The sequence below is a fragment of the Thermorhabdus hydrogeniformans genome (assembly GCF_049310025.1).
Taxonomy (GTDB): Bacteria; Bacillota; Thermosediminibacteria; order Thermosediminibacterales; family Tepidanaerobacteraceae; genus JBJYKD01.
Genome location: NZ_JBJYKD010000016.1, coordinates 13,002 through 35,604, shown reverse-complemented (window position 1 = coordinate 35,604; position 22,603 = coordinate 13,002). Strand labels below are relative to the sequence as shown.

General features: G+C 44.0%; 29 protein-coding genes. 2 read left to right on the top strand and 27 right to left on the bottom strand.

Going from position 1 to position 22,603, the window contains the following annotated elements; translation table 11 throughout:
* Positions 1-10: 10 nt before the first annotated feature.
* The 23 genes from ACKX14_RS09310 to ACKX14_RS09200 form a co-directional block, all read right to left on the bottom strand.
* Positions 11-997 (bottom strand): NAD-dependent 4,6-dehydratase LegB, encoded by a 987-nt coding sequence (locus ACKX14_RS09310; RefSeq protein WP_422446925.1) that lies wholly within the window; start codon positions 995-997, stop codon positions 11-13.
* Between the two features lie 22 nt (positions 998-1,019).
* Positions 1,020-1,397 (bottom strand): flagellar export chaperone FliS, encoded by a 378-nt coding sequence (gene fliS, locus ACKX14_RS09305; RefSeq protein ID WP_422446923.1) that lies wholly within the window; start codon positions 1,395-1,397, stop codon positions 1,020-1,022.
* A complete protein-coding gene (locus ACKX14_RS09300; protein WP_422446922.1) occupies positions 1,387-3,312 on the bottom strand; it encodes a motility associated factor glycosyltransferase family protein in 1,926 nt (641 codons plus the stop codon). Before ACKX14_RS09300 ends, fliS begins: the two co-directional genes overlap by 11 nt.
* A gap of 1 nt (position 3,313) precedes the next feature.
* A complete protein-coding gene (locus tag ACKX14_RS09295; protein WP_422446920.1) occupies positions 3,314-4,681 on the bottom strand; it encodes a motility associated factor glycosyltransferase family protein in 1,368 nt (455 codons plus the stop codon).
* A 5-nt stretch (positions 4,682-4,686) separates the two neighbouring features.
* The gene (locus tag ACKX14_RS09290; protein ID WP_422446918.1) at positions 4,687-5,088 is read right to left on the bottom strand and encodes a DUF8042 domain-containing protein; all 402 of its coding nucleotides are present in this window, start codon (positions 5,086-5,088) and stop codon (positions 4,687-4,689) included.
* A gap of 11 nt (positions 5,089-5,099) precedes the next feature.
* Positions 5,100-6,524 carry a flagellar filament capping protein FliD gene (gene fliD / locus ACKX14_RS09285; RefSeq protein ID WP_422446916.1) on the bottom strand — a complete coding sequence of 475 codons (1,425 nt, stop codon included), beginning with the start codon at positions 6,522-6,524 and terminating at the stop codon, positions 5,100-5,102.
* 5 nt (positions 6,525-6,529) lie between these two features.
* Positions 6,530-6,901: a flagellar protein FlaG gene (locus tag ACKX14_RS09280; protein WP_422446914.1), complete on the bottom strand. Its 372-nt coding sequence runs from the start codon at positions 6,899-6,901 to the stop codon at positions 6,530-6,532.
* A gap of 65 nt (positions 6,902-6,966) precedes the next feature.
* Entirely contained in the window at positions 6,967-7,803 is an 837-nt protein-coding gene (locus tag ACKX14_RS09275; protein ID WP_422446912.1) for a flagellin N-terminal helical domain-containing protein, read from the bottom strand.
* Positions 7,804-8,007: 204 nt separating this feature from the next.
* Positions 8,008-8,220: a carbon storage regulator CsrA gene (csrA, locus tag ACKX14_RS09270; RefSeq protein ID WP_422446910.1), complete on the bottom strand. Its 213-nt coding sequence runs from the start codon at positions 8,218-8,220 to the stop codon at positions 8,008-8,010.
* Positions 8,221-8,658 (bottom strand): flagellar assembly protein FliW, encoded by a 438-nt coding sequence (fliW, locus tag ACKX14_RS09265; RefSeq protein WP_422446908.1) that lies wholly within the window; start codon positions 8,656-8,658, stop codon positions 8,221-8,223.
* Positions 8,659-8,670: 12 nt separating this feature from the next.
* Positions 8,671-9,273 carry a DUF6470 family protein gene (locus ACKX14_RS09260; RefSeq protein WP_422446906.1) on the bottom strand — a complete coding sequence of 201 codons (603 nt, stop codon included), beginning with the start codon at positions 9,271-9,273 and terminating at the stop codon, positions 8,671-8,673.
* Positions 9,274-9,288: 15 nt separating this feature from the next.
* The gene (gene flgL, locus ACKX14_RS09255; protein WP_422446904.1) at positions 9,289-10,488 is read right to left on the bottom strand and encodes a flagellar hook-associated protein FlgL; all 1,200 of its coding nucleotides are present in this window, start codon (positions 10,486-10,488) and stop codon (positions 9,289-9,291) included.
* A gap of 8 nt (positions 10,489-10,496) precedes the next feature.
* Complete coding sequence (gene flgK / locus ACKX14_RS09250) at positions 10,497-11,900, bottom strand: flagellar hook-associated protein FlgK (protein WP_422446902.1); 1,404 nt, start codon at positions 11,898-11,900, stop codon at positions 10,497-10,499.
* 15 nt (positions 11,901-11,915) lie between these two features.
* Complete coding sequence (locus tag ACKX14_RS09245) at positions 11,916-12,425, bottom strand: flagellar protein FlgN (RefSeq protein WP_422446901.1); 510 nt, start codon at positions 12,423-12,425, stop codon at positions 11,916-11,918.
* Positions 12,426-12,456: 31 nt separating this feature from the next.
* Entirely contained in the window at positions 12,457-12,753 is a 297-nt protein-coding gene (flgM, locus tag ACKX14_RS09240; protein ID WP_422446899.1) for a flagellar biosynthesis anti-sigma factor FlgM, read from the bottom strand.
* Positions 12,754-12,890: 137 nt separating this feature from the next.
* On the bottom strand, positions 12,891-13,295 hold the full coding sequence (locus tag ACKX14_RS09235) for a TIGR03826 family flagellar region protein (protein WP_422446897.1): 405 nt from the start codon (positions 13,293-13,295) through the stop codon (positions 12,891-12,893).
* Between the two features lie 54 nt (positions 13,296-13,349).
* Positions 13,350-14,090, bottom strand: coding sequence for a ComF family protein (locus ACKX14_RS09230; RefSeq protein ID WP_422446895.1), 741 nt, complete (start codon positions 14,088-14,090; stop codon positions 13,350-13,352).
* A gap of 227 nt (positions 14,091-14,317) precedes the next feature.
* Positions 14,318-15,532, bottom strand: a complete 1,215-nt coding sequence (gene nagA, locus ACKX14_RS09225) for an N-acetylglucosamine-6-phosphate deacetylase (protein WP_422446969.1) — start codon at positions 15,530-15,532, stop codon at positions 14,318-14,320.
* Between the two features lie 17 nt (positions 15,533-15,549).
* Positions 15,550-16,089: a sugar phosphate isomerase family gene (locus tag ACKX14_RS09220; RefSeq protein ID WP_422446893.1), complete on the bottom strand. Its 540-nt coding sequence runs from the start codon at positions 16,087-16,089 to the stop codon at positions 15,550-15,552.
* Between the two features lie 41 nt (positions 16,090-16,130).
* Entirely contained in the window at positions 16,131-17,120 is a 990-nt protein-coding gene (locus ACKX14_RS09215) for an AEC family transporter (RefSeq protein ID WP_422446891.1), read from the bottom strand.
* A gap of 278 nt (positions 17,121-17,398) precedes the next feature.
* Entirely contained in the window at positions 17,399-17,731 is a 333-nt protein-coding gene (locus tag ACKX14_RS09210; protein WP_422446889.1) for an SIS domain-containing protein, read from the bottom strand.
* A 166-nt stretch (positions 17,732-17,897) separates the two neighbouring features.
* On the bottom strand, positions 17,898-18,071 hold the full coding sequence (locus tag ACKX14_RS09205; RefSeq protein WP_422446887.1) for a cupin domain-containing protein: 174 nt from the start codon (positions 18,069-18,071) through the stop codon (positions 17,898-17,900).
* 98 nt (positions 18,072-18,169) lie between these two features.
* Positions 18,170-18,502: a sodium:solute symporter family transporter gene (locus tag ACKX14_RS09200; protein ID WP_422446885.1), complete on the bottom strand. Its 333-nt coding sequence runs from the start codon at positions 18,500-18,502 to the stop codon at positions 18,170-18,172.
* Between the two features lie 119 nt (positions 18,503-18,621).
* On the opposite strand from ACKX14_RS09200, the gene vapB reads away from it, so the two are divergent.
* Both vapB and vapC read left to right on the top strand, forming a co-directional pair.
* A complete protein-coding gene (vapB, locus tag ACKX14_RS09195; protein WP_422446883.1) occupies positions 18,622-18,846 on the top strand; it encodes a type II toxin-antitoxin system antitoxin VapB in 225 nt (74 codons plus the stop codon).
* Positions 18,847-18,863: 17 nt separating this feature from the next.
* Positions 18,864-19,265, top strand: a complete 402-nt coding sequence (vapC, locus tag ACKX14_RS09190; RefSeq protein WP_422446881.1) for a type II toxin-antitoxin system tRNA(fMet)-specific endonuclease VapC — start codon at positions 18,864-18,866, stop codon at positions 19,263-19,265.
* An 86-nt stretch (positions 19,266-19,351) separates the two neighbouring features.
* On the opposite strand, the gene ACKX14_RS09185 is transcribed toward vapC, so the two are convergent.
* From ACKX14_RS09185 to ACKX14_RS09170, 4 genes are read right to left on the bottom strand one after another with little or no spacing between them, the layout of a single operon-like run.
* Complete coding sequence (locus ACKX14_RS09185; RefSeq protein ID WP_422446879.1) at positions 19,352-20,056, bottom strand: ABC transporter ATP-binding protein; 705 nt, start codon at positions 20,054-20,056, stop codon at positions 19,352-19,354.
* Positions 20,034-20,777, bottom strand: a complete 744-nt coding sequence (locus ACKX14_RS09180) for an ABC transporter ATP-binding protein (protein ID WP_422446877.1) — start codon at positions 20,775-20,777, stop codon at positions 20,034-20,036. The genes ACKX14_RS09185 and ACKX14_RS09180 overlap by 23 nt, the downstream gene beginning before the upstream one ends.
* Complete coding sequence (locus ACKX14_RS09175; protein WP_422446875.1) at positions 20,758-21,741, bottom strand: branched-chain amino acid ABC transporter permease; 984 nt, start codon at positions 21,739-21,741, stop codon at positions 20,758-20,760. The genes ACKX14_RS09180 and ACKX14_RS09175 overlap by 20 nt, the downstream gene beginning before the upstream one ends.
* Before the next feature lie 4 nt (positions 21,742-21,745).
* Positions 21,746-22,600, bottom strand: coding sequence for a branched-chain amino acid ABC transporter permease (locus ACKX14_RS09170; RefSeq protein WP_422446873.1), 855 nt, complete (start codon positions 22,598-22,600; stop codon positions 21,746-21,748).
* Positions 22,601-22,603: the final 3 nt, after the last annotated feature.

Here is a 22,603-nt window from a genome sequence, read left to right as displayed (position 1 = left end):
TTCAGCACCCTTATGTATTGTATATTTCCGGCTTATAAAATTTGTAATTTTCGCTAAACCAATTAATTGTTTCCTTTAAACCTTCCTCTAATGAATAATGCGATTGCCAGTTAGTAAGATTTTTTATTTTTGTATTATCACAACAAAGCCTTTCAACTTCGCTTTTTTCCGGTCTTAATCTCTGTTTATCCTGCTTTATTTCTATCTTTTTATTCATGATTCTTGATATTAATAGTACAAGCTCTCTGATGGAAATCTCTTTTCCACTTCCTATATTTATTACTTCACCAATGGTCCTGTCCGAAAACGCAATAGCCATTAACCCCTCCACGGTATCCTTTACATAATTTAAATCTCTGGTAGGATAAAGATTACCCAGTTCTATGCATTCCTTACCCGAAAGTATCTGGGTTATAACAGTAGGTATAATAGCCCGGGCCGATTGTCTTGGGCCATAGGTATTAAAAGGCCGGGCCACTGCCACGGGAAGATCAAAAGATCTGTAAAAGCTCAAGGCCAGTTGATCAGCCCCTATCTTACTTGCCGAATAGGGTGATTGAGCCTGAAGTGGGTGTTGTTCGTCTATTGGAACATATATAGCGGTCCCGTAGACTTCGGATGTGGAGGTATGGATGATTTTTTTTACACCTTGTTCCATTGACCCTTTTAGAATATTATACGTTCCTTCTATGTTAGTTTTTATATAGGCTAAAGGTGATTTGTAGGAATACGGTATACCAATTAGCGCGGCTAAATGAAATACTATGTCTATATTTTTTAAAGATTCTTTAACTCCATCATAATCTCTGATATCACCCTGATAAACCTCGATTTCATTTTTTAATGGTGATGTTTCTAACCATCCCCAACTTCCGCTTGAATTATATCTTATAAATGCTTTAACACGGTGCCCTCTTTTAACTAATTCTTCAGTTAAGTGAGAACCGATAAAACCTGCAGCTCCTGTCACCAGAATGTTCAAATTTACACCTCCCATGCAAAGTACCATTTATGAATTTCTAAGGATTTTTGGCTCTTTTAAAAACTTCTACCCATGTATTTCTAAAATCTGTTAAATGGTTTAATACTTCTTCGAGCATTTCCGTATCTTTGTTGAAATTGGCTTCTATTAACCTGCTGTAAAGGTAATCATATACTGCGGATAGATTTTTCGCTATGCCGCCAGCATCCATATTCAGGCTCATTTTTAATTCGAGAACTATATCTTCCGCCCTTTTTATATACTCATTTGCGGACGAAAAATCTCTTTTTTCTATGGCCTCTTTACCAAGCTTTATGAACTTTATTGCTCCGTCGTACATCATCAATATCAATCTTTCCTGGCTGGCGGTTTCCACCTGAATTTGCTGGTATTTCATATAAGGGTTATATAGCATAGCCTGTCTGCCCCTCTCTTAAATTCTTGAGGTTTTCTATACATTCATCGATTAATTTTAAAACAAACTCCCCCTGTTCACATATACCATTATATAACAATTCGGATTTTCTTGAAACCAGTTTGCCAAACATCTTTTCATCCTTCTGAGATTCGAAATCGTTGGAACCGGCATAAATCAATTTTATCACCGGCTGCACGGCCATTGCTATGGCTTCTTTCGCCTTGCTGTTCTTTATACCATCGTCAATTCTATCGAGTTTCCTCAGTATTTTTTTAATTTTATCTGAATGGATACTGCCGTTATCGTATATTTCAAAAAGCTCCCGGGAAAATTTTCTACCTTTTTTTGCATCTTTTACAAGGGAATTAACCTGCTCACTTAAATCTACAAGAGAATTTATAAAAGTTTCCATTACCTCTCGTGAAGGCTTATTAAATGAATTTATTGCGGAAAATATTTTTTCCTGGATCGGATATTCTCTTCTGCAGTATTTATCTATAGCTTCCCTCAACGTCATGATAGTCGTGCCTTCTATTTTCGCTCCACCTTCAGTGGCATCTATAAACTCAATGGATTTGTCCGAATCTTTTATCTCTCTTTCAAACCATTTCAGAAAAGTGTACATCGAATAATTGGTGTAAATTTCATTGCCGTAGATGTCCTTTACTTTAATTAAACTGGCTGTTTTTGGAGTCGCTTCCACACGGTTTTTTTCGTAGACCGTGCCAGCAGCATGGGTTTTCCCATCGGTAAAAGCCAGATCCTGGCCGATAAAAATAACAGGATTTGCACCTGCCCTTCGGGCCAGGTCAAATGCCAGGCACGCCACAGAACCTCCAACTTTTAAAACTCCCACTTCTCTCCTCAATCTATCCACAATCCATTCGGACATAAAGTGACCACATGAAAAAACTATCTTTGGCCCTTTAAATGCATTCAGAATTTTGTAATTAAGCATGAATTCGTATATCAAAGGCACTTTACTTAAATCATTTTCAATACCCTGGAAATGTTTAAAATTCGCTTCTGCGCCATCGATAGAAATCACCACATCAGGTTCTATATTTCTTTTTAAAAGGGCTTTAAGGGCGGTTCCCACACATATTATCAGGGCCCTGCCCTTAACATCCTTCAATAATTCCACATTTTTATCAAGGGAAGGACCCGCCGATACAATAATGGCAGGAATATTGTCAAACATGCCGAAAAAGGAAGAAACGCCCGGAGAAGATATTATGTGAGGTATATTTTTAAACAGGTTTTCCGTCCATAACCTGGAGAAAAAAAGTGTTGTATTCAGGTTTACGACCGCATTCGACAAAAAATCAAAAAATTTTTCCCGAACCCTTTCAACATAAGCATTAAAAACCTTTGCGAAAGGAGAATATTCATAAAGATTTACCTTCTCGGGAGTATATGGATTATAAACCATTGAAATTTTTTCAATTACCGAATCCGGTTCCTCTTCCACTAAAATCAAAATATTTTCATCATTCAATAAGTCGGTCATATCCGCGTTTTTAAGGGCCGTTACAAAGCTTTCTATTGACGGCTCTAACAGTATGACTCTTATGTTTAACTTTTCTTTCAAATTTTCCTCTTCATTTTTTATTTTGTCAATAACCTCCCGGATATGGTATCCCATTCCCACACCGAGGATAATAATTATATCATCTTTTTTGAAAACTACTCTATTACTCCATCTTTCACCCTCGGTTAGCGGGTCATATGCGCTGTGCAGATAAAACCTTTTCCCATCTTTTGTGCAATACATGGTCCTGCTGCCGTTTTTGGAATCTTCGGCAAATATCTCTTTCGTTTTGTTTTTTTTCTCAAACTCAATTACTTTACTGTATAGAAAACTATCCTTATCCTTTAAAACCTTTAAGTTCAATTCGTAAAAAGAGTCCATATTATACACCTCTAATAACTGGAAGCTGGCTTAATACATCTTTCAAATAAGCATCAACCGCTCCTTCAATATGCGCGCCGCCCTCAGTTGCGTTTATAAAAACTATATCTCTTTCTCTTAATATCCTTCTTTCCATCCATCTTTTGTAATAAGACAAATTCTTCGACGAAGTCACTTTACCTGCCCCGCCCCATGCTTTTAAATATACGGTACAAAAATCTTCATCAATGGCCATGTCTCCGTGGACGGTGCCGGTGGCATGTGTTTTGTGTGCCGTATACGCCAGATCCTGGCCCACAAATATTACCGGGTTTGCTCCAAATTTTATTGCTACATCCAGCGCAGTAGTAGCCACGGAACCTCCCGTCTCTAAAACTCCCCAGGTAGATTTAAATTCCTCAGACAGGTCTATCCCTTCCTGAATTCCCATAATCCTGGGACCGGTGTAGCACTTGACCACCTTCCAGTTGACGGTGGGTAAAAATATCAGCGGTGTGTCAACGCTTAGATTTTTAACCTGTTCAAATACAAAGGGAGATGGGTCAATTATAACGCAGAAATCAGGAAATATATCTCTGTATATAAGCGGCCTTAAAGCGGTGCCGACGCAGATTATCAGTGCTTTATTCCCGGCCTCGTGAAGCAGCTGGATGTTTTTATCAAGAGAAGGCCCCGCAGAGACTATTATCGCCGGCATACGGTATCTGCCAAAAAAATCCTTTACTTTTAAATAACCGGAAGTATCCTCCAAATTTATTTTTATATTGGCTTCCATCTGAGGCTTAAAGTGTTCTATTGAATCCACGCCCAGTGCAAAATCAGTCAGGGCATTTTTTAAATCCAGCATTGCTTCCGGTATCGTTTCCAGTGACGGTCTGTGAATTATCAAGTTTCCACCGCCAAAAATAATTTTATCGAGCGCTTTTTTCAGAACCTCCAGTATTCTTTCTTTGTAATAAGCCGCATGAATCACAAACCTTTTATCTGAAAAAATACGAGTTAAATCCCTGGTTTCCAGCGCTTTTCTAAAAATGCCCAGGTTTAACTCGAAAACCGTTATCTTATCATTTGCACTTATTAGATTCAAAATTTCCTCCACTATATAACCGTTGCCAAAGCCATACAGGACTACATCTGCCCCCGGTTTGATGTTTTTAGATTCCACAAACTTTTTTGCTTCCTTTACCGGATCGTAAAGGCTGTGGAGGACTATTCTGCGTTTTCCACAGGTATAAATGCATACAGGCAAGCCTTTTCTGGATAGGGCGACCTCCACAACTCCCGGTAAAAACCCTGCTGATTTCACCTCATCCCACACGAGGGGGTGGAACTTTTTTAACGCATTCATATTGTTTTTAAAATAATCCATTGTTTTCACCTGTTGGCTCTCGCTTTTATGACTTCATCCACCGTACATTCCCATTTCTCTAAAACGGGTATGAGTTCATACTCTGTAATGTCTCTTATCAACACCATATCTCTATTTTCCCATGCCTGAAGGAGGTTGGTCAAAATATTTTTGTATTCATTTACTTCCTCTCCGAACATCCCGCTGAAGCTGCCCGCCTCATCTATCCCCCAGGTGTTCAGACCTACAATTATGTGGGAAAACCAGTCCATGCCTTCAATGGCGTTTATGTACAGCGAAATAGCTTCTCCCTCTTTATCTTCGTAAATCAGGTCAACTATTTTCTTTAATGCTTCCACCAGCTTTTTTAAATAATCCTCAGCTGTCAGTATCCCTTCCCACACCAACTCATAAGGCTTTGATTCCATGTTCATTCCACCTATTCCCCATTAAACATGTTGATCTGGTTGTTGAGCCAGGCTGATTGATTTCTCATGGCCGAAAGGGCTTTCTCCATCTCCGTAAACTGCCGGTAATACCTCTGTTCCACTTCATCCAGCCGTTTCTCCATATCCTCTATTCGATTATCGTAATCTTTTATTATAGTGTCAAATGAAGAAAGCTTTTTTGTGATAATGCCTGAAGTAAAACCTGTCAGAAAATCCACGTAATCCTTTACCCTTTCGGCTACACCCTTTTCCGACGCCTCAACTTTTCCGTCGGTGTCCACGTCCTGGCGGAAGGCAAACAGGTTGTATACAGCGTCCGGATCTTTTTCCAGAACATCTCTCAATTTAGCTTCATCCACAATCAGCTTGCCCGATTTTCCAAAATCCGTACTTTCGGTCGTTATTCCCACTTTTGCCAAAATATTGTAAGTGTTCAAACCCGATACCGGATCGGAAACCATTTTTCTCAAAGAGCCCTTTATATCTATCAGGTTAAAATCTCCTCTTAAAAGACCTATTTTCCTTTCGCTGTCATTAGCAGGATTTTGAATGGGTTTTTCAGACAATCGCCGGTTGATCAGATCGAGCAGCGCATTGTATTTATCCACAAACTGCTTGACAGCATTAATAGCCGTATCGGCATCTCTCTGAATTTCCAGGGTGGCGGTGCCCTGAGATTTAAGGTTTAGAGTCACGCCTGGGATGATATTTTCAAGCCCGGTGTTTTTGTCAAAGGAGACGGCTACGCCGTTCACTTGCATCGAACCGTAACTCGCGTCACTGATTTTGTTCTTAAAAGTAGTAAGGTCCGGGTTTAGGACTCCCAGACTTACAAAAATCCCATTTACATCTTCAGATATGACAATATTGTCATTTGCCGTGATTCCTTTAAGTATGAGCCTGTTATCCACAATCGAAGCTTCTACGTTTATTTTATTTCCATCTGCGTCTATCGCTGAATTAATTTTATCCATTATATCTTTCAGGGAGTCAGTGCTGTTCACTGTAATGGCAGTTGAGGTCTTCGCTCCGTCACCTATTTTAAAGGTGCCGCTCAGCCCCAGTGAAGCATTTATATCTCCCTGCCTGTCGCTTGCCACGGTCAAAAAACTTGCAAGGGTGATGACATTAATATCATATTTTGAAACAACTGCATCTGAATTGTACGTAGCCGTTAAAATATTTTCATCGCTTATGGTAATTTTTTTAGAATTGTAGGTGCTTTTGTCTAGCAATGGGTCAAGAGTAGTCTTTAATGATGCTAAACTTGTATTTATCTCCTGCCACAGGCTTTTTTTCAAATCATAAGATGTTTTCCTTTGTTCCAGCAGGTAAAGGGGTCTTCTCTCTATTTCCATGAGCTGTGATACCAGGGTATCCACGTCAAGACCGGATACAAGGCCTGAAACTCTCACATCCATTACCTCCTTTCATCCACAAAAAGCCCCAGCAGTTCTTTTATCCTGGCTGCAAGCTTCAACACCTCTTCGGGAGGCACCTCTCTTATTATTTCTCCCGTCTGGTTGTTTATTATCTGGACTATAATTTTATCGCTGTCTTCATCGATTTTGAAATGATATCTCCGGTCGAATATTCTTATGGTATCGTTGATTTTTCTTACTGCGTCATCCAGTTCCATGTTGCTTAATACTTTTTTATCTGTGCTGCTTATTATTTCAGATGCTACATCTTTTGTATAATTATTTCTATCGACGACTTCTTTACTATCAGTTCCCGGCAAAATGTTCTGAACACCCCTGAAGGTGGAAATTTGATTCGGGCCAATCTTCATATCAACCACCCTGCGTTAAAGATTAAGCCGGTCGGCCGACAGAGTCAGCCGACCGGCTGTCTTTATTAACCCAATAACTTCAATACGGACTGGGGTTTCATATTGGCCTGGGCCAGCATGGCATTGCCGGCTTCAGCTAAGATTTGATACTTTGTAAAGTTCATCATTTCAGCGGCCATATCAACATCTCTGATGCGGGATTCCGCTGCAGTGAGGTTCTCTGCCGCGGTGTTAAGGTTGTTTATGGTATGCTCCAGCCTGTTCTGATTGGCACCGAGTTTGGAACGCTCATCTGAAACTTTTGAAATTGCGTCATCAATGAGAGTTATAAGAGTTTCTGCTACCTTCTGACCACTGGCACCAGCAATACTATTTATCTTATTTGCAGTAAGACTAGCATTTAAAGCACTTGCATACATTGCAGCTATACTAAGTGATATTGTTTGCCCGCTGTTGGCTCCAATATGGAATATTTTTCCACTAAAGCTCCCGGTTAATAATTTTTGCTTATTAAACTCAGTCTGTCCTGCAATCCTATCGATTTCCTGTTTTAAATTAATCATTTCATCTTTTATCTTTGCTCTATCTGCGGATGTGTAGGTGTCGTTTGCCGCCTGTACGGCAAGTTCCCTCATCCTCTGAAGTATGCTGTGGGTCTCGTTCAGAGCGCCCTCAGCCGTCTGAATGAGGGAAATGGCGTCCTGGGCGTTTCTTGCGGCCTGATTCAGGCCTGAAATCTGGCCTCTCATCTTTTCAGATATGGCAAGGCCCGCAGCGTCGTCTCCTGCTCTGTTTATCCTGAGACCGGAAGACAGTTTCTCCAGGGTCTTGTCCATGGCAGTATTAGTTTTCTGCAGGCTGTTGTAAGCAAAAAGCGCGCTGATATTGTGATTAATCCTCATTAAAAATCATCCTCCCTGATTTTTTTCCGCATCCCTGCGGCGTATTTTATCGGCCGGCCGGACCGAAAATCTTGTTTCTATACTGTTTATCGTTAAATCAGGGCCCCATCGTTAATACTAATTTTTGCTTCTTATAAGCTTTATACCGCATTTTTCCGGTATTTCTTCAAATTTTATGCTCGTATGCTTAAATTTCTTGATTTCTCATAAAATGTCTTTTAAAACTTCATAATCCACACTTGCGGCCTTTTTGTTCTCCCCGGCAATCTCGCAGTACAGCTCCTCGCGCAGAATTTTTACATCTTTGGGAGCATCAACAGCCAGTTTAACCCTATCCCCCTCAATCTCAATCACTGTTACCTTTATCCGGCTTCCAATTAAAAGGCTTTCGCCGATTTTTCTGGTAAGTACGAGCATTCATTCACCCCTTGTTTTTAAAGGAATAGGGTGTCTTACCTGATAGTTTTCGTTTTCGACTATAACCTGGTCTGCGACCCTTTGAAGGGTGTTAATTACGACCGGAGCTTTGAGATTAACGGTAGGCCTGCCGGCATCACCGGGTACCGCTATTACGCACAATATCAGGGCTTCTCTTTTAGAAGTTAAATTCAGCCTCTTTAAATTTTCTTTCGAAATTATCGGATCATACTCGGGAAAAAGTTCCACCGGGTTTACCAGGGGAATGGACACGTCCGGGTTCTCAATGGATTGAAGCCATTTTACCTTTTCATTCCCCGGATGGGCCAAAAGTATAAATTTTCGCAGCTCGTCAAATCCCGGCAGCCCGTCGGGGAATTTTATTACATCCCCTCCATCTATTTCAATTCTCCCAAAATCTCTTGTATTTATGAACATCAAAACGACCTCTCATACCCTTTTGTCAAAAGTGGTTTTAATGGGTAACGCTTTTATCTTGATATAAGGATTTTCCGCAAGTGATATATACACTTTTGCCTTTTTAAAAATTACCCTGCCTGTTTTATAAGAGGGCTTTACCTTTATCCGGCCGGGAATGTATTCAATTTCCACTTTTCCTTCCTTTAAGTCACCGCGGGGAAAACTTTCGGGTACAGCGGCGGTATTTATTTCTTTTTCCCCGCCAAAAGACTCCTCTTCTACTATCTTCAGAAATTCCTCCAGCCCCCGGGAATCGGCGAGTATATCTCCTTCCCGTGCTTTTTTCTCTATGAAATTCAAAATAGAATTTTTGGACTCATTATATATATCCCTGGCCAGCTCGTGATACGGTTTTAATCCCATATCGTAAAAGCAACGGGATAAATTCAATTCCAGTTCAGGATATGTGGTTTTTAACTTTAATTCGGGCGGTTCCTGCCGCAGTTGGATAACGTCTTCAGGTCCGGGCAGGCGGATATTAAATTCCCCGCGCTCAATTTTCACACCGAGCTTACCGAATTTTATTTTTATGTCGAGAGTATATCTCATATTCAGGGCAGTTGTGGAAGTCATTCTATTTCATCCTTTTTACTTCAGAAAATCCACCAGGGTGGGTTGAATTATTCTTGCCCCCACCGCCAGGGCGGCTCTGTAAACGCTTTCATCCATTTTTAATTCCATTACGACTTTTGCAAAATCTATATCCTCTGTTTTGGAAAGAAGTGCCGTAAAGTCAATGTTGTTAGACTCCAGGCGCGCTTTTGTGGCCTCAAGGCGGTTGGTTTTCGCGCCCACCTGAGAGCGAAATTTTAAAACCAGATCAACGCAGTTATCCAAATCCGAAAGTTTACTTGAAAGGCCGGAAATATTATCGTTCAGCAAATCATTTTCTATTGACTCTACCACCTTAAATATATCCGTATATAATTCATTCCCGTTGACGTTAACCTGAATGTCATTCAGCCTTCCGAGATTGTATTTTATATTATCCTGGGTTAATTTTATTACAGCTGTACCGTTGCCGGTTATCTGATTCTTCCCCAGGTCAAGTTCGAAGTTCCATGCCGGCCCTGAAACGCCATCAATTACCTGGTTGTCAGAATTGATTGAAACTCCTGTTTTCTGGGCGACAACATTATCCATGCTATCTCTTATTTCAATATCGGCAGTCCCGCTTACTCCATCATAATTTGAGACTACAATCTTATATTCTCCTACTGTCACACTGGCACCCAGGTTGTTCAAATCGACTGCCTCTCCTGTTATGCCAGTTCCACCGCCGTTAATCAATTCCGCCTTTTGAGGCAAATTAAATGCGCTGTTTGCCTTTATACTCCCGTCAACATCCATGTAAAATGGCGGTTTGTCAGTGTAGTAATTGCCAAACAAATATCTATTATTATAGCTGGTGTTGGCTTCCTGCAGAAGCTGGAGTTTCAACTGGGTTACCTCGTCAAGGATGGTTTTCCTGTCTTCCGCGGTAAGGGCTCCGTTGCTGGCATATACGGTAAGCTCCCGGATGCGTTGAAGTATATCTCCCGTATTTGCCAGGGCACTCTCGGTATTGTTAAGCCATGTCAATGCATCACTATCGTTATTTACATACTGTTCCAGAGATTTGAGGGTTCCTCTTAATCTCATGGCCAGCACGGCCGATACCGGATCGTCTGAAGGAATCCTTACTCTTTTACCGGAAGAAAGCATGTCTTCTTTTTCGCCGAGCCTTCTTAAATTATACGAGAGGTTTCTTATAAAGGACTCCGTAATCATTCCCTGGGTTATTCTCATTTACATCACTACCTTCCCGTTATGCCCATTCTGTTTACGACGGTATCCAACATTTCGTCAATAGCTGTAACTACCCTCGCAGCAGCGTTGTAAGCATGCTGATACATCACCATTTTTGCCATTTCTTCATCCAGAGAGACCGCAGAAATTTCTTTTCGCTGCTGGTCAAGCTGGCTTACCATGAATTCCTGGCTTTCCATCATCCGATTTGCTTCCTGCGAATCTATACCAAGCCTTGAAATCAATGCTCCATAATAGTCGTCTAAAGTTCCATTCAATTCCGCTATTTTTTCGAATTTTAGATTGGCAAGTTTTATTGCATTTCGGTTGTCCCCGGGAATGCCGGTTTTCGTGGCGGCAGCCGCAATTTTACTTAAATCGTCCTGTATCACCTTGTTAACAGATAAAAAGTCGCCGGACTCCGAATCCGTAAATATAAAGAATTCGACTCCCGGATCGCCGTTCAGGTCAAATCCGCCTTTATGTATCTCATTAAACTTTTCGGCGAAGGTCTTCGCAAAAGTTTTTATCGAGTTAATGTATGCCTTTATTTTGTTATCTCTTAGATTTATTAAGCCTTTGAGTTCGCCCTTTGAAAGATTTACGTCAGTATTATACGTTTCCCATTTTATGCCGGAAGACAAATCGCCTTGATCAAACTTCATACGCTCATGTTCCGAACCTTTTACAAGTATAGTGCCACCTACGTTTACGGTGAACTGGCCATTTTCATCTTCATATGTATTTATCTGTAAAAGTTTAGAAAGTTCGTCAAGCAACACATCTCGCTTATCCCGCAGATCGCTTGCGGTTACTCCGGCGATTTCCAGCTGCTGAATCTGGGCGTTTAATTCACTAATCTGCTTTGAAAGAGTATTTACTTCTTCTACTTTAACCGATATCCTGAAATTGACATCATTCAGTATTTCATACAATTGATTTGCGGTGTGGTTTATTGTGTTTGAGAGCGTAACGGCCCTCTCTTTTACGGTTTCTCTAATTTCCACTGCCTCCGGATTTTTTGAAAGTTCTTCGAGAGATTGCCAGAACTGAGTAAGAACCGAAGAAATACCTATATCCGAAGGCTCATTAAAAACCGCTTCTATCTGCTTCAATGAATCGGCCTGAAACTCCCATTCCCCCAGGGCGGAGTTTTCATCTCTGTATTGCATGTCTCTGAACGCATCTCTGATCCTGGTTACATCTTGTATTTTTACTCCGGAACCCAGTTGTAATGCTCCTCCGAAATACATTCCCCCGTATGGTCTGGTGAACGTGGCCTCCATAACCGCCCGCTGGCGGGAATATCCCGGCGTATTGGCATTTGCGACATTATGAGCAACTGTCTGAAGCGCTCTTTGTTGCGCAAAAAGGGCTTTTTTTGCGATTTCAATACCGAAAAAATTGGACATTCCTTCACCGCCTCATCATGCTTTCCTGTCTACAAAATGAAACGCCCGCTGGCGGGCGCTCTGCCCGTCGGCGCCGTAGCCCGTTTTGGGCTCGCCGGCACCGGTCAAAAGATCTATGGAAAAGTTGATATATTCCAGGGCTTTTTTTATAAGCCGTTCATTGACCCTGTTTTTTTCGTCGATTTTCTTTAATACGTCTTTAAATTCTTGGTATATTTTTGTAAAATTCTCCGTTTCTTGCGGCGGCAGAACATCTTTTACAAAGGTGGCGGTTATCTCTGATGGGTCTTTATGCATGGCCTCCGCCAGTTGCTTTACCAGGTCATATCTTTCTGCTTCCATTCTGCCGAGCTTTGCAATCATTTCCTGCTCGATTTTTGTTATTTCGTCTAAAACCTTTACATCGCCTTTTACCAGGACATCAGTTTTTCTTTCGGCGAGTTTCAACAACTCTTTGTAAGCGTTTAATTCATCTCTCAATAAACTCATGATTAAAGCGCCAGCTCTTTTATCTGTGGATACCATTTTAATGCCCCCTCGTCTCGCCCCTTTACCTTTATACCAGTCTGCCGGTCCTGAATTCTTCTATGATTTTTTCGGCAACGAGTTTTCCGTCTATATCATAGGTGCCGCTCTGTATCTTTTGCCTCAGCGCCTCCACCTTTTCGGCCCTTACCTCGTCGCTTCTGGATGCAATTTTTACGGCCTCCATAAACTCCATGGCGGAGGTTGATATATTCAGCTGGTCGGTGTAGTTTTGCCGTGTTTTTTCCTTATCTCGACTTTTGGCTTCCTTTGGGCAGGTTTTATATAAATTTATTATGCTATCCAGTTGACTGCGAGAGATGTTCACTGCCGTGCAGCCCCCTTTTTTATTTCCTAATTTATTTATCGAATAACAAATATTCTTAGATAAATGCCAAATATCTCGATAAGGGGCGTTTAAGGGTGGATTACCGGGCAAAATCGACCGTTTTCCGTTATGTTTTTCTATTTATCGTCTTTTTGAAGCTTGGAGAGATGAATCTTCCCTTTCATATCCTGATTGACTCCGAAGGGGCTCTTTTTTATGACATCCAGTCTCTTTTTCATATCACCGGCACACTTGTCGCAGTACCTGCCGGTAAGGATCGGGGCGCCGCACATCTCACAGCTCAATATGCCGGCGTTGGCATTTTTCAGCACCAGGCGGCCCTCCCTTAAGAATTCCAGCACCTTTTTGCTGTCAACTCCGGTCTTTTCCGACACTTCCTCAATCGTGGCACCGGGATTATCGTAGAGGTAGTCCCGGACCTTCTCAAAATCTTCTTCTTCCTTTTTCACACAATCGGGGCACAGGTTTTTCACCGTGTATACAAACAGCTTTCCGCACTCAGGGCAGTTGCGGAGCTCCATACAAACCGCCTCCATAAATATTATCGATTTTTTTAGGATTTTTTTTAATCTCAATCATCCCCGCGCACATGTCAGAACAAACACTTTTGCCGCCCCCGCATCCAGAAGGCTTCTGGAACACTCGTCGGCCGTGGATCCGGTGGTATAGACATCGTCAATCAAAAGTACGGTTTTGCCTTTTAAGTTAACCCCACCGGCGGCGGCAAAAGCTCCCGTCAGGTTTTTTTCCCTGCAGGCTTTATCCAGAAAAGTCTGGTGTTCCGTGGGTTTTACCCTGACAAGGGCTCTGCATACCGGCAAATTCACCTCCCGGCCCAGTACGCCGGCCAGTAAGGCGGCCTGGTTATACCCCCGCTCTCTTTCCCTCTTTATATGCAGGGGCACCGGAACCGCACAGTCGAACTCCGGCCATCCGAGGGTTTTCAAGGTGGAAACCATCCTGCCGCCCAGGTATTTCGAAAGGTCGCGCCTGCCGCGGTATTTGAATTCGTGGATGAGGTGTTTTAGAACTCCTTCGTAACGCCCGCAGGATCTCGCCTCCACAAAATAATGGCGCTTTGACCGGCAATCACCACACAGAAATTGGGAGGCAAAAGGCCCACTCTCATCGTAACGACCCCAAAACGGTCTCCCGCATTTTTTGCACATGGGCGGCTCAATGGCCACTATCTTTTTTTCACATTCACCGCACAAAAACCTTTCGCCGGTTTTAAGCCTCCCCGAACACACAATGCAGTAAGGCCTGGGGGGGAACAAAACATCAAGTATGCTTTTTGTAATTTCCTGCAAGCCCATAAGCTTTGCACCATATTTATAGATTTTTATCGCCTTTTATTTATGCATTAATGGATATTATTCTACAATATGTGCCAAAAACCTTCTTTTTCGTCCCTTAATCTTTCTCTTTCTATAAAAATTGCAAAAACCCCCCTGACCATTTTGTAAAAGGGTCATAGGGGGCCAAAGCCGAAAAGCTAAAAAGCATCATGCTGCCCGTTTATGCCATTGTTATGGGATTTATTTCAAGAATTAAACCTGACGGTTCCTCTCGTTATGACGGTTTTGATATTTATCCTTTCGTCAAAGATTATAATATCCGCATCCTTCCCGGGTGCGAGGACACCTTTTCGCCCGGCCGCTCCGATAATCCGTGCGGGGGTGCTGGTCATCATTCTTACAGCATCGATGAGTGGGACACCGGCTATTTCCACCATTGTCTTCACAAGCCTGTCGGCGGTGGCCACGCTGCCTGCAAAGGCACTGCGGTCCGGGAGCTTGGCCACTCCTTCTTCGACTATTACCTTTTGACCGCTTTTTAAGCTTCCCAGGATATACTCGCCGTCGGGCATGCCCGCGGCCCGCATGGAGTCGGTGACCAGGCATATCCTGTCGGGGCCTTTTATTTTGTATATGAGCTTAAGCAGGCTCTGAGGCAGATGTTTGCCGTCGGCTATGATTTCCACAGTCATATCGTCGATCAGGAAAGCGCTCTCCACCACCCCGGCATAGCGGTAGGCGTTAATTCTCCGTACCATTGACATGCCGGAATACAGGTGGGTAACATGCGTAAAACCGTTTTCAAACGCTCTTTGCACATCCTCGTAGATGGCGTTGCTGTGTCCTATCGATGGGAGTACGCCCCGGCTTTTGAGCTCACTTCCCATTTCCAGGGCCCCTTCCAGCTCCGGCGCCACGGTCCAGCGGATGATATCTCCTGAATAATCCAGGATTTTCATGTATTCTTCCCTGTCGGGGTTTTTAATGAATCTGGGGTCCTGGGCGCCTCGCTGTTCCATGGAAAAATAGGGTCCTTCCAGGTGAAGGCCCAGAAGCTCCGGACCGTCATGCTTTTCTCTGGCTTTTTTAAAATTGTCCAGTGTTTTGAACAGGTCTTCCAGCGAGCTGGTCAAAGTGGTGGGCACCAGAGAAGTGGTGCCGTGCCGCATATGTGCTCCGGCGGCTTCAAGAATGGCTTCCACAGTGCCGTCCATGAAATCATGCCCGCCGGCGCCGTGGGTGTGGATGTCTATAAAGCCGGGGGCGATGTAGTTTCCGCCGGCATCGATGACTTTACTGTCTTTTTGTGCCGCCGTAAGTTTTGATTCCGCTCTGCGCACGTCCTGCTCCGTTTCAAGCACCTCGGATATTACGCCACCTTCCACCAGCAGCCCACCGCCCGTAATCTCACGGAAGGGGGTAAGGATATTTCCGTTTTTAATAAGCAATTTCACGGCCATCACCTCATAACCACATATCAATTTTTGGCAACTTCCAACTCGGATGCCGAATCTTCATCCAGGTACAGCACGGCGTTGGAGTGCTTTCTCAAAATAGATGCGGGGCATTTTTCCGAAACCGGGCTTTCCACTGCGGATTTTACCGCCACGGCTTTGTTTTTACCCGGCATGAGTTTCCCGTAGCGCTCACATTCCGCCTGAATATCCTCTGCATTGCCGTTTAAGTAATTTACAGATTTGAAAGGCACTTTAGAAAAAATCCTGTCATGTAAATACCTGCCAAACCTCTGAGGTGCGTCCTCCGAAAGGCCGATGTATTCATCCAGGTGGAAGGCATTTATCCTGTGCCACTGTATGCCATGGATTTTCGTAAGTTCTTCCAAAAACTCGTCCTGGGACGGCGCCGCTGCAAATACCATGTTTAGTTCTTTTTTATGAGATAAAAGTTCTTTTATTTTAGAGGCGGTGTCACTGGCGGCGGCATACCCTAATTCTTTGCGATTATTATATATATTAATCAGCAGATTGTCTGATTTGAAAGTGGTGATTTTGCTCATCATTCATGCCTCCAACTTTTCAAGGGATTTCTTGTTCTAATCTAGTAAATCAATTCCAGCAAATAAACTACCGCCGGAATTGTAACCATGGAAAGAAATGTGGTGATTAAAACCGTTTTAGCCGCAAACTCCGAATGTTTATTGTACTTATCGGCCAGAATGGCTGTAAACATCATGACGGGCATTGCGGCCTCAATGGTAATTACCTTTTTGAGAATCAAAGGAACCGGCACAAAATATACGACTCCTCCCACCAGGAGGGGGGAGATTATAAGCCTGATAAAGGCCGCCCACATTACCAGGGTATCGAATATTTCCCCGGAAATACGAGAATGGCCTACGGCCATCCCTATAAACAACATGGAAAGGGGGATGGTGATATCCCCCACAGTCTTTGCCGTTCTGCTTATTATGCCCGGCAAGGGAATTTCCAGCATGACCATAAAAACGGCCACGGTCAGCGCTACCAGGGGTGGGTTGATGAGGTTCTTTAAAAAGCGACCCAGTGTGAAAAGACATCCCTTTAAGGAGTTCCCAGCCTCCTGTGATTTTTCATATTCACCTGTGCAACAGCCCTTACAGGCAAGTTTCATCCCCAGCGTCCAGAGTACCATCCCCGAACCCAGGTCATAGAAAAACACAAAACCGGCCGCGCTTTCACCGTATATGGACGTCACAATAGGTAACCCAATAAACACCGTATTGCAAAAGGAAACGGTCAGGTAGAACACATCTATTTGCGTTTGATCTTCAATTTTAATTATCTTTCCAACTGCATATGCCGCAATTAACGAAAGGAGAGTCATCAGTACGGCAAACTGAGGAACGGCGAGAGATGACAGTACCGTGTCCCGGGTAAAATATCCTGTGACGTTGGAAAGTATCAGAGCCGGGGAAGTTATATAAAAAATCAGATTGGAAAGGGCTTTTGTATCATTTTGCTTAATTATTCCAAGCTTCGCCGCCAAAAAGCCAATTCCCGTAAGTATGATTATTGTCGCAATGGATTCCAGTAAGCCGTTATAGTTCATGGCCATGCCTTTCTATTTAAACTATCTCAAATGTTTAATTCTCCCCATATACTTTTCAAAATACTTTTTATTTGCTTCATCTCCACCTGGCATATTGGCACTGCGCCAGACCGGCGGGTTTATGCCTTTTTCCAGCAATTTTCTTACGGTCTCAACGACCAGTAGATTTACCGTAAAACTGTTGACAAGAGTTGATGTAGGTGCTACCTTTTCCCCAAAATTTTCAAATTCAACAACAGCGTCGCCCAGTGGCAGATGGCTGTCTACAAAAACGTCAACTATTCACCGCCGCCCACTCCGTAGCTATCGAGCACTGCTTTGCCGTAACCGGGAGTTCTTTCAATCACCGTTGATCGAAAAGCTCCACAGATCAGAGCGGTTCCCTGATCAAGTATGGGGTTTACAGGCACAAGACCGCCCGCCCTGTAGAACATTTCTTCAGCTCCAATATTGGAATGCCCCCCGGGGCCTATCACGTGAATTAACCTGTCTTTTTCTATGGCCTCCACCATTATATCCGAAGCTCTGTCAATCGCAACTTTATTCTCCCTCTCAATAACAGAGAACAAATCTATTACTTTCTTTAAATAGAACTCCGTTTCTTTACTCATCTTCCATCTCTCCTTAAAATAATAATACCGGTTTTTTAAACTGTAAAGATAAAACCTTATAATCTTTTTAAGACATTGTAGTATTTTTCAAAGTAGCGCTGATTTCTCTTCCCCGCATCGGGAGTATTTACGCTGACGATTACCGGAGGATCTATACCTCTCTCGATTAATTTTTCAACGGTGCGGCATACCCTTTTCCACTAATTATCCAGTAGGTCTGCTCTTCATTGTCGTGTACATGAGGAGGAACACGCTCCCCGGGCTTTACGCTGACGTGGCTCATAACAATTTTATCTTGTTTAAATAAATGTTTATAATCGTTTTCTTTCCAGTATCTCAAAGATTTCATCCACTTCAGCCTGTTTTCAGGCGGCATCTTGGAAATATAGCCTTCAGCTATAAAAACGATAGCCGTTATGAGCAATGAGCCGCCGGTGTTCAGAGTCCATGAGCCATGCATGGGATACTTAAATATGAAGAAGGAGACCATACCGCGGCTCCATAATTTCCAGCGGTGTAAACAACCTTTTTGTAAAGGCCGAGATTGGTCCAGCGCGGTGCAAACACAAGAGCACCCATGACCATTGCGATGGCGATAGTCACCGCCCAAAGGGTGTAAATCGGAAAACCCACTTTATATGCAACACTGGCGTATGCTATAAAGGCAAAGGCGCTGTACCCCGACATATGGTGGGAAATAGCCGCCAGCCACCAGGGCATTCTGTGACCGGCCGTAAAGTAGTCTTCAATCCCCTTAATCAGATTTTTCACATATACGCCGATAATAACCAATACTACAAAAAATAGCCCTATCACTATGAATATAATTGACAGATTGAAGCTATTGGTATATGGTATGGTATATACCAATAGTCAAGGAGATGATTTCCGTGGATGTAGCCAAAATCTTTGAAAATGGGAGAAGTCAGGCTGTCCGTTTGCCAAAACAGTATCGCTTTAAAGGTTCCGAAGTATTCATAAAAAAACTTGACGACATCGTTATTTTAATTCCTAAAGAAAGCGCATGGAAAAGCCTTGAAAGTAGCCTTAAATACTTTTCTGAAGACTTTCCAGATAGGAGTCAACCCGAACTTCAGAAAAGGGATGAATTTTAGAAAAGGGATGAATTTTAATGAAGTATATGCTTGATACAGATATATGCATTTATATTATTAAGAAGAAGCCTATCAAGGTTTTAGAAACATTGAAAAAATTGGAAATAGGCGATGTCTGTATATCCTCAATAACATTGGCTGAGCTTGAAGATGGGGTTCAAAAAAGTCAATACAGAGAAAAAAATAAAATTGCGTTAGCCGCCTTTCTGGCGCCTCTCGAGATACTGCCTTTTTCTGACAGGGCAGCGATAAAATATGGAGAAATCCGAACAGCCCTTGAAAGAGAAGGACAGATTATTGGAGCATATGACCTTTTGATTGCCGCCCATGCCATTTCCGAAAACCTTATTCTGGTGACGAACAATGTGAACGAATTCGGCAGAATCCCGGAACTTATCATTGAAAATTGGGCTGAATGATTAAAGGGCCCGTCGATCCAGATGCTTTTCTGGAAGGAGGGCACCTTTGTATCAGGCCGCTTCGATTATCCGTGCGGGGTCTTTTTTCACATTCCCATATATGCCTTTTTAACCATGCGGCTATCCAGAAGTTCTTTTCCCGTGCCTTCGGCTATTATGCGGCCGGTCTGGAGCACATATCCCCTGTCGGCCATTTCCAGGGCTTCCTGGACCTTTTGTTCCACCAGCAGCACCGTTAAGCCCTGCCTGCTGATTTCTTTCAATATTTCCATGACCCTGTCCACGAGGATGGGCATGAGCCCCAGCGACATCTCGTCCACCATGAGGAGTTTGGGCTTTGACATGAGCCCGCGGGCTATGGCCAGCATCTGCTGCTCTCCGCCGGAAAGGGTTTCGGCTTTCTGGGATTCGCGTTCCTTCAGGCGGGGGAATATTTCATAAACCTCTTTCAGCCTGTTTACAATCTCTTCCCGGTTTTCAAGGGTATAGGCCCCCAGAAGCAGGTTGTCCAGTACCGTCATCTTCCCGAAAACATGCCTTCCTTCCGGCACGTGGGCGATGCCGCACTTTACTATTTCGTGGGCCGGCATCCTGTCTATTCGCCTGCCCAGAAACTCGATCTCGCCGGAAAAAGGTTTCAAAAGGCCCGACAGGGTCTTGAGGATGGTGGTCTTCCCGGCGCCGTTGGAACCCACTATGGAGACCAGTTCTCCTTCATTCACCTCAAAAGACACGTCAAAGACCACCGGTACACCGTCGTATCCAGCGTTAAGATTTTTTACTTTTAGCATGGTATCTCTCCCCCAGGTAGGCCTTGATGACCTCTTCATTATTCGTGACTTTTTCGGGTACATCATCGGCTATTTTTCTCCCGGCGTTTAAAACCACCACCCTGTCGGAAATGGGCATAATGGCCTCCATGATGTGCTCCACTATTAGCAGTGTGACACCCTTTCGTTTCAGACTGAGGCAAAGCTCCATGGCATCTTTTATTTCGGTCTGGTTGAGCCCAGCCATGGCCTCGTCCAGCATGAGCATTTTAGGCCTCGTGGCCAGGGCCCGGGCTATCTCCAGGCGCTTTTTGTCCGCGATGGTAAGGCTTGCGGCGGGGACGTCGCTCTTGTCCGCCAGATGAGTGAGTTCCAGGATCTCCAAGGCCGCTTTCTCCGCCTGTTTTTTGCTGGAGGTCCTCAAAAAAGCCCCGGTCATCACGTTTTCCCTGACCGTCATTTCTTTCAGCGGTTTTACAATCTGGAAGGTCCTGGTCAGGCCCAAATTTGCCGAATAATGCGGCGGCTTTCCGGTTATGTCGACGCCGTTGAAAAAAACTTTTCCGGCATGGGGTTTATAGAATCCGGTGATGCAGTTGAAAAGCGTTGTTTTGCCCGCACCGTTGGGGCCTATGAGGCTTACAATCTCGCCCTCGTTTACGGCAAAACTCACGTCTTCGTTGGCCACAAGGCTGCCAAACTTCATTGTAATTCCGCGGACGTCAAGCATTGGCTCTGACATAACCCGCACCTCTTTTCTTCCTCTGCCTTTTTTTGAAGATACCCAGGATTCCTTCCGGCTCGAAACAGGCCACCGCCACGATCAGGGCACCGAATATTATGAGGTCCACGCCTTTTCCGGTCCCTCCCAGGAATATTCTGGTATACTCCGACAGCGGTATGAGAATGGCGGCTCCGATAACAGGCCCGTATATGTTTCCAAGCCCTCCCAGCACCGTGAGCAGTACTATCTTCATCGAGACGTCCATGGAAAACACCATGAACGGATCGATGTAAAGGATGTACTGCGCGTAAAGGGTGCCGAAGGCCGCCGACAGGGCCGCGCTGATCATCATGGCCAAAAGCTTGTATTTTGCCGTATCGATTCCTATGGACTCGGCGGCCTCTCCGCTTTCGCGGATGGCTTTAAGATAGAAGCCCATTTTGTTTTGTTCGATATAATATGCCGTGAGCACGGCTATGGCAAAAATCGCAAAGGCTATTAGGAAATAGGGTATTTTTGAGGTGTGAAACTGCATGGTCAAAATCCCCTCGTCCATCACGGGGATGGATATGCCGGTAGCCCCTTCGACATAATCCCAGCTTATAAATATCTGCTTTATTATCTCAGCAATGGCAAGGGTTGCTATGGCAAAATAATGGCCCTTTAATTTGAAGCAGGGGTAACTCACCACCGCGGCCACCAGGGTGGCAAGGAGTATCCCCAAAATCATACCCGCCCAGGGGCTTATATGCATCTTATAAAAGAGCACGGTGGAAGTGTATGCGCCTATGCCGAAAAAAGCGGCATGCCCGAAGGATGTCTGGCCTGCAAAACCAGTTATTATGTTCCATGCCTCTCCCAGCCCGGCGTAGATTAAAAACATTATCATTATGTGGTGAAAATTAATGTTGCTGCTCATAAAGGGTAGGATGAGGATGACAAAAAAAGTTGCGGCCAGCGGATGAATTTTCATTTTTTTCATCATATCACCACCCGAACAGCCCTTTCGGCCTTACTTGTATTACCAGCAGATAAATCAGGAATACTACGGCGTATTTGAACTGAGTGCCCAATGCAAACCCTCCCAGCGCCTCCGCAAGGCCGATGATTATTCCGCCGTACAGGGCGCCTTTTATGTTGCCGAAGCCTCCCAGCGCCACTATGACAAAGGCCAGCAGGCTGTAAAGGGCGCCCGACTCGGGGTATACCGGGAAAAAAGTGGCCATCAAAGCCCCGGCCACGCCCACACAGGCTCCTGAAATGCCGAAAGTGATGGCGTAAATTTTTTCAGTATCTATGCCCATCAGCTTTGCCGTATCCCGGTCAAGGGCCGTGGCCTGTATGGCTCTGCCGGTCCTGGTCTTCTGCACGAAATAAAACACCAGGATGGTCATGACGATGCTTCCCGCGGCCGCAGCCAGCTGGGGAAGGCCGATTATAACGGGGCCCATGGTTATTTTTTTATCCGCCACCAGGGAAGTGGTGACAAAGCGGTAATCGGGCGTCCACAGAAATTGGGCCAGGTTTCGTATAAAAAGGCTCAGCCCGAAGGTGGCGAGGAGAGCCGTAAGCCCCGGAGCGTCGATGACCCGCTTTATGATGATTTTATAAGTCAGGTAACTTATGACAAAAACCAGTAAGGCGGCCACGGGCAGCGATACGAAAGGATCGAATTTCAGCAGGGTGTACATCCAGAAGACCGTATACATGGAAATCATCAAAAATTCGCCGTGGGCAAAATTTATGATGTCCATGACGCCCCATATGAGGGTGAGGCCTATGGCCACCAGGGAGTATACGAATCCGATGAGCACCCCGCTTGCTATGACCTGCAACAGCATTTT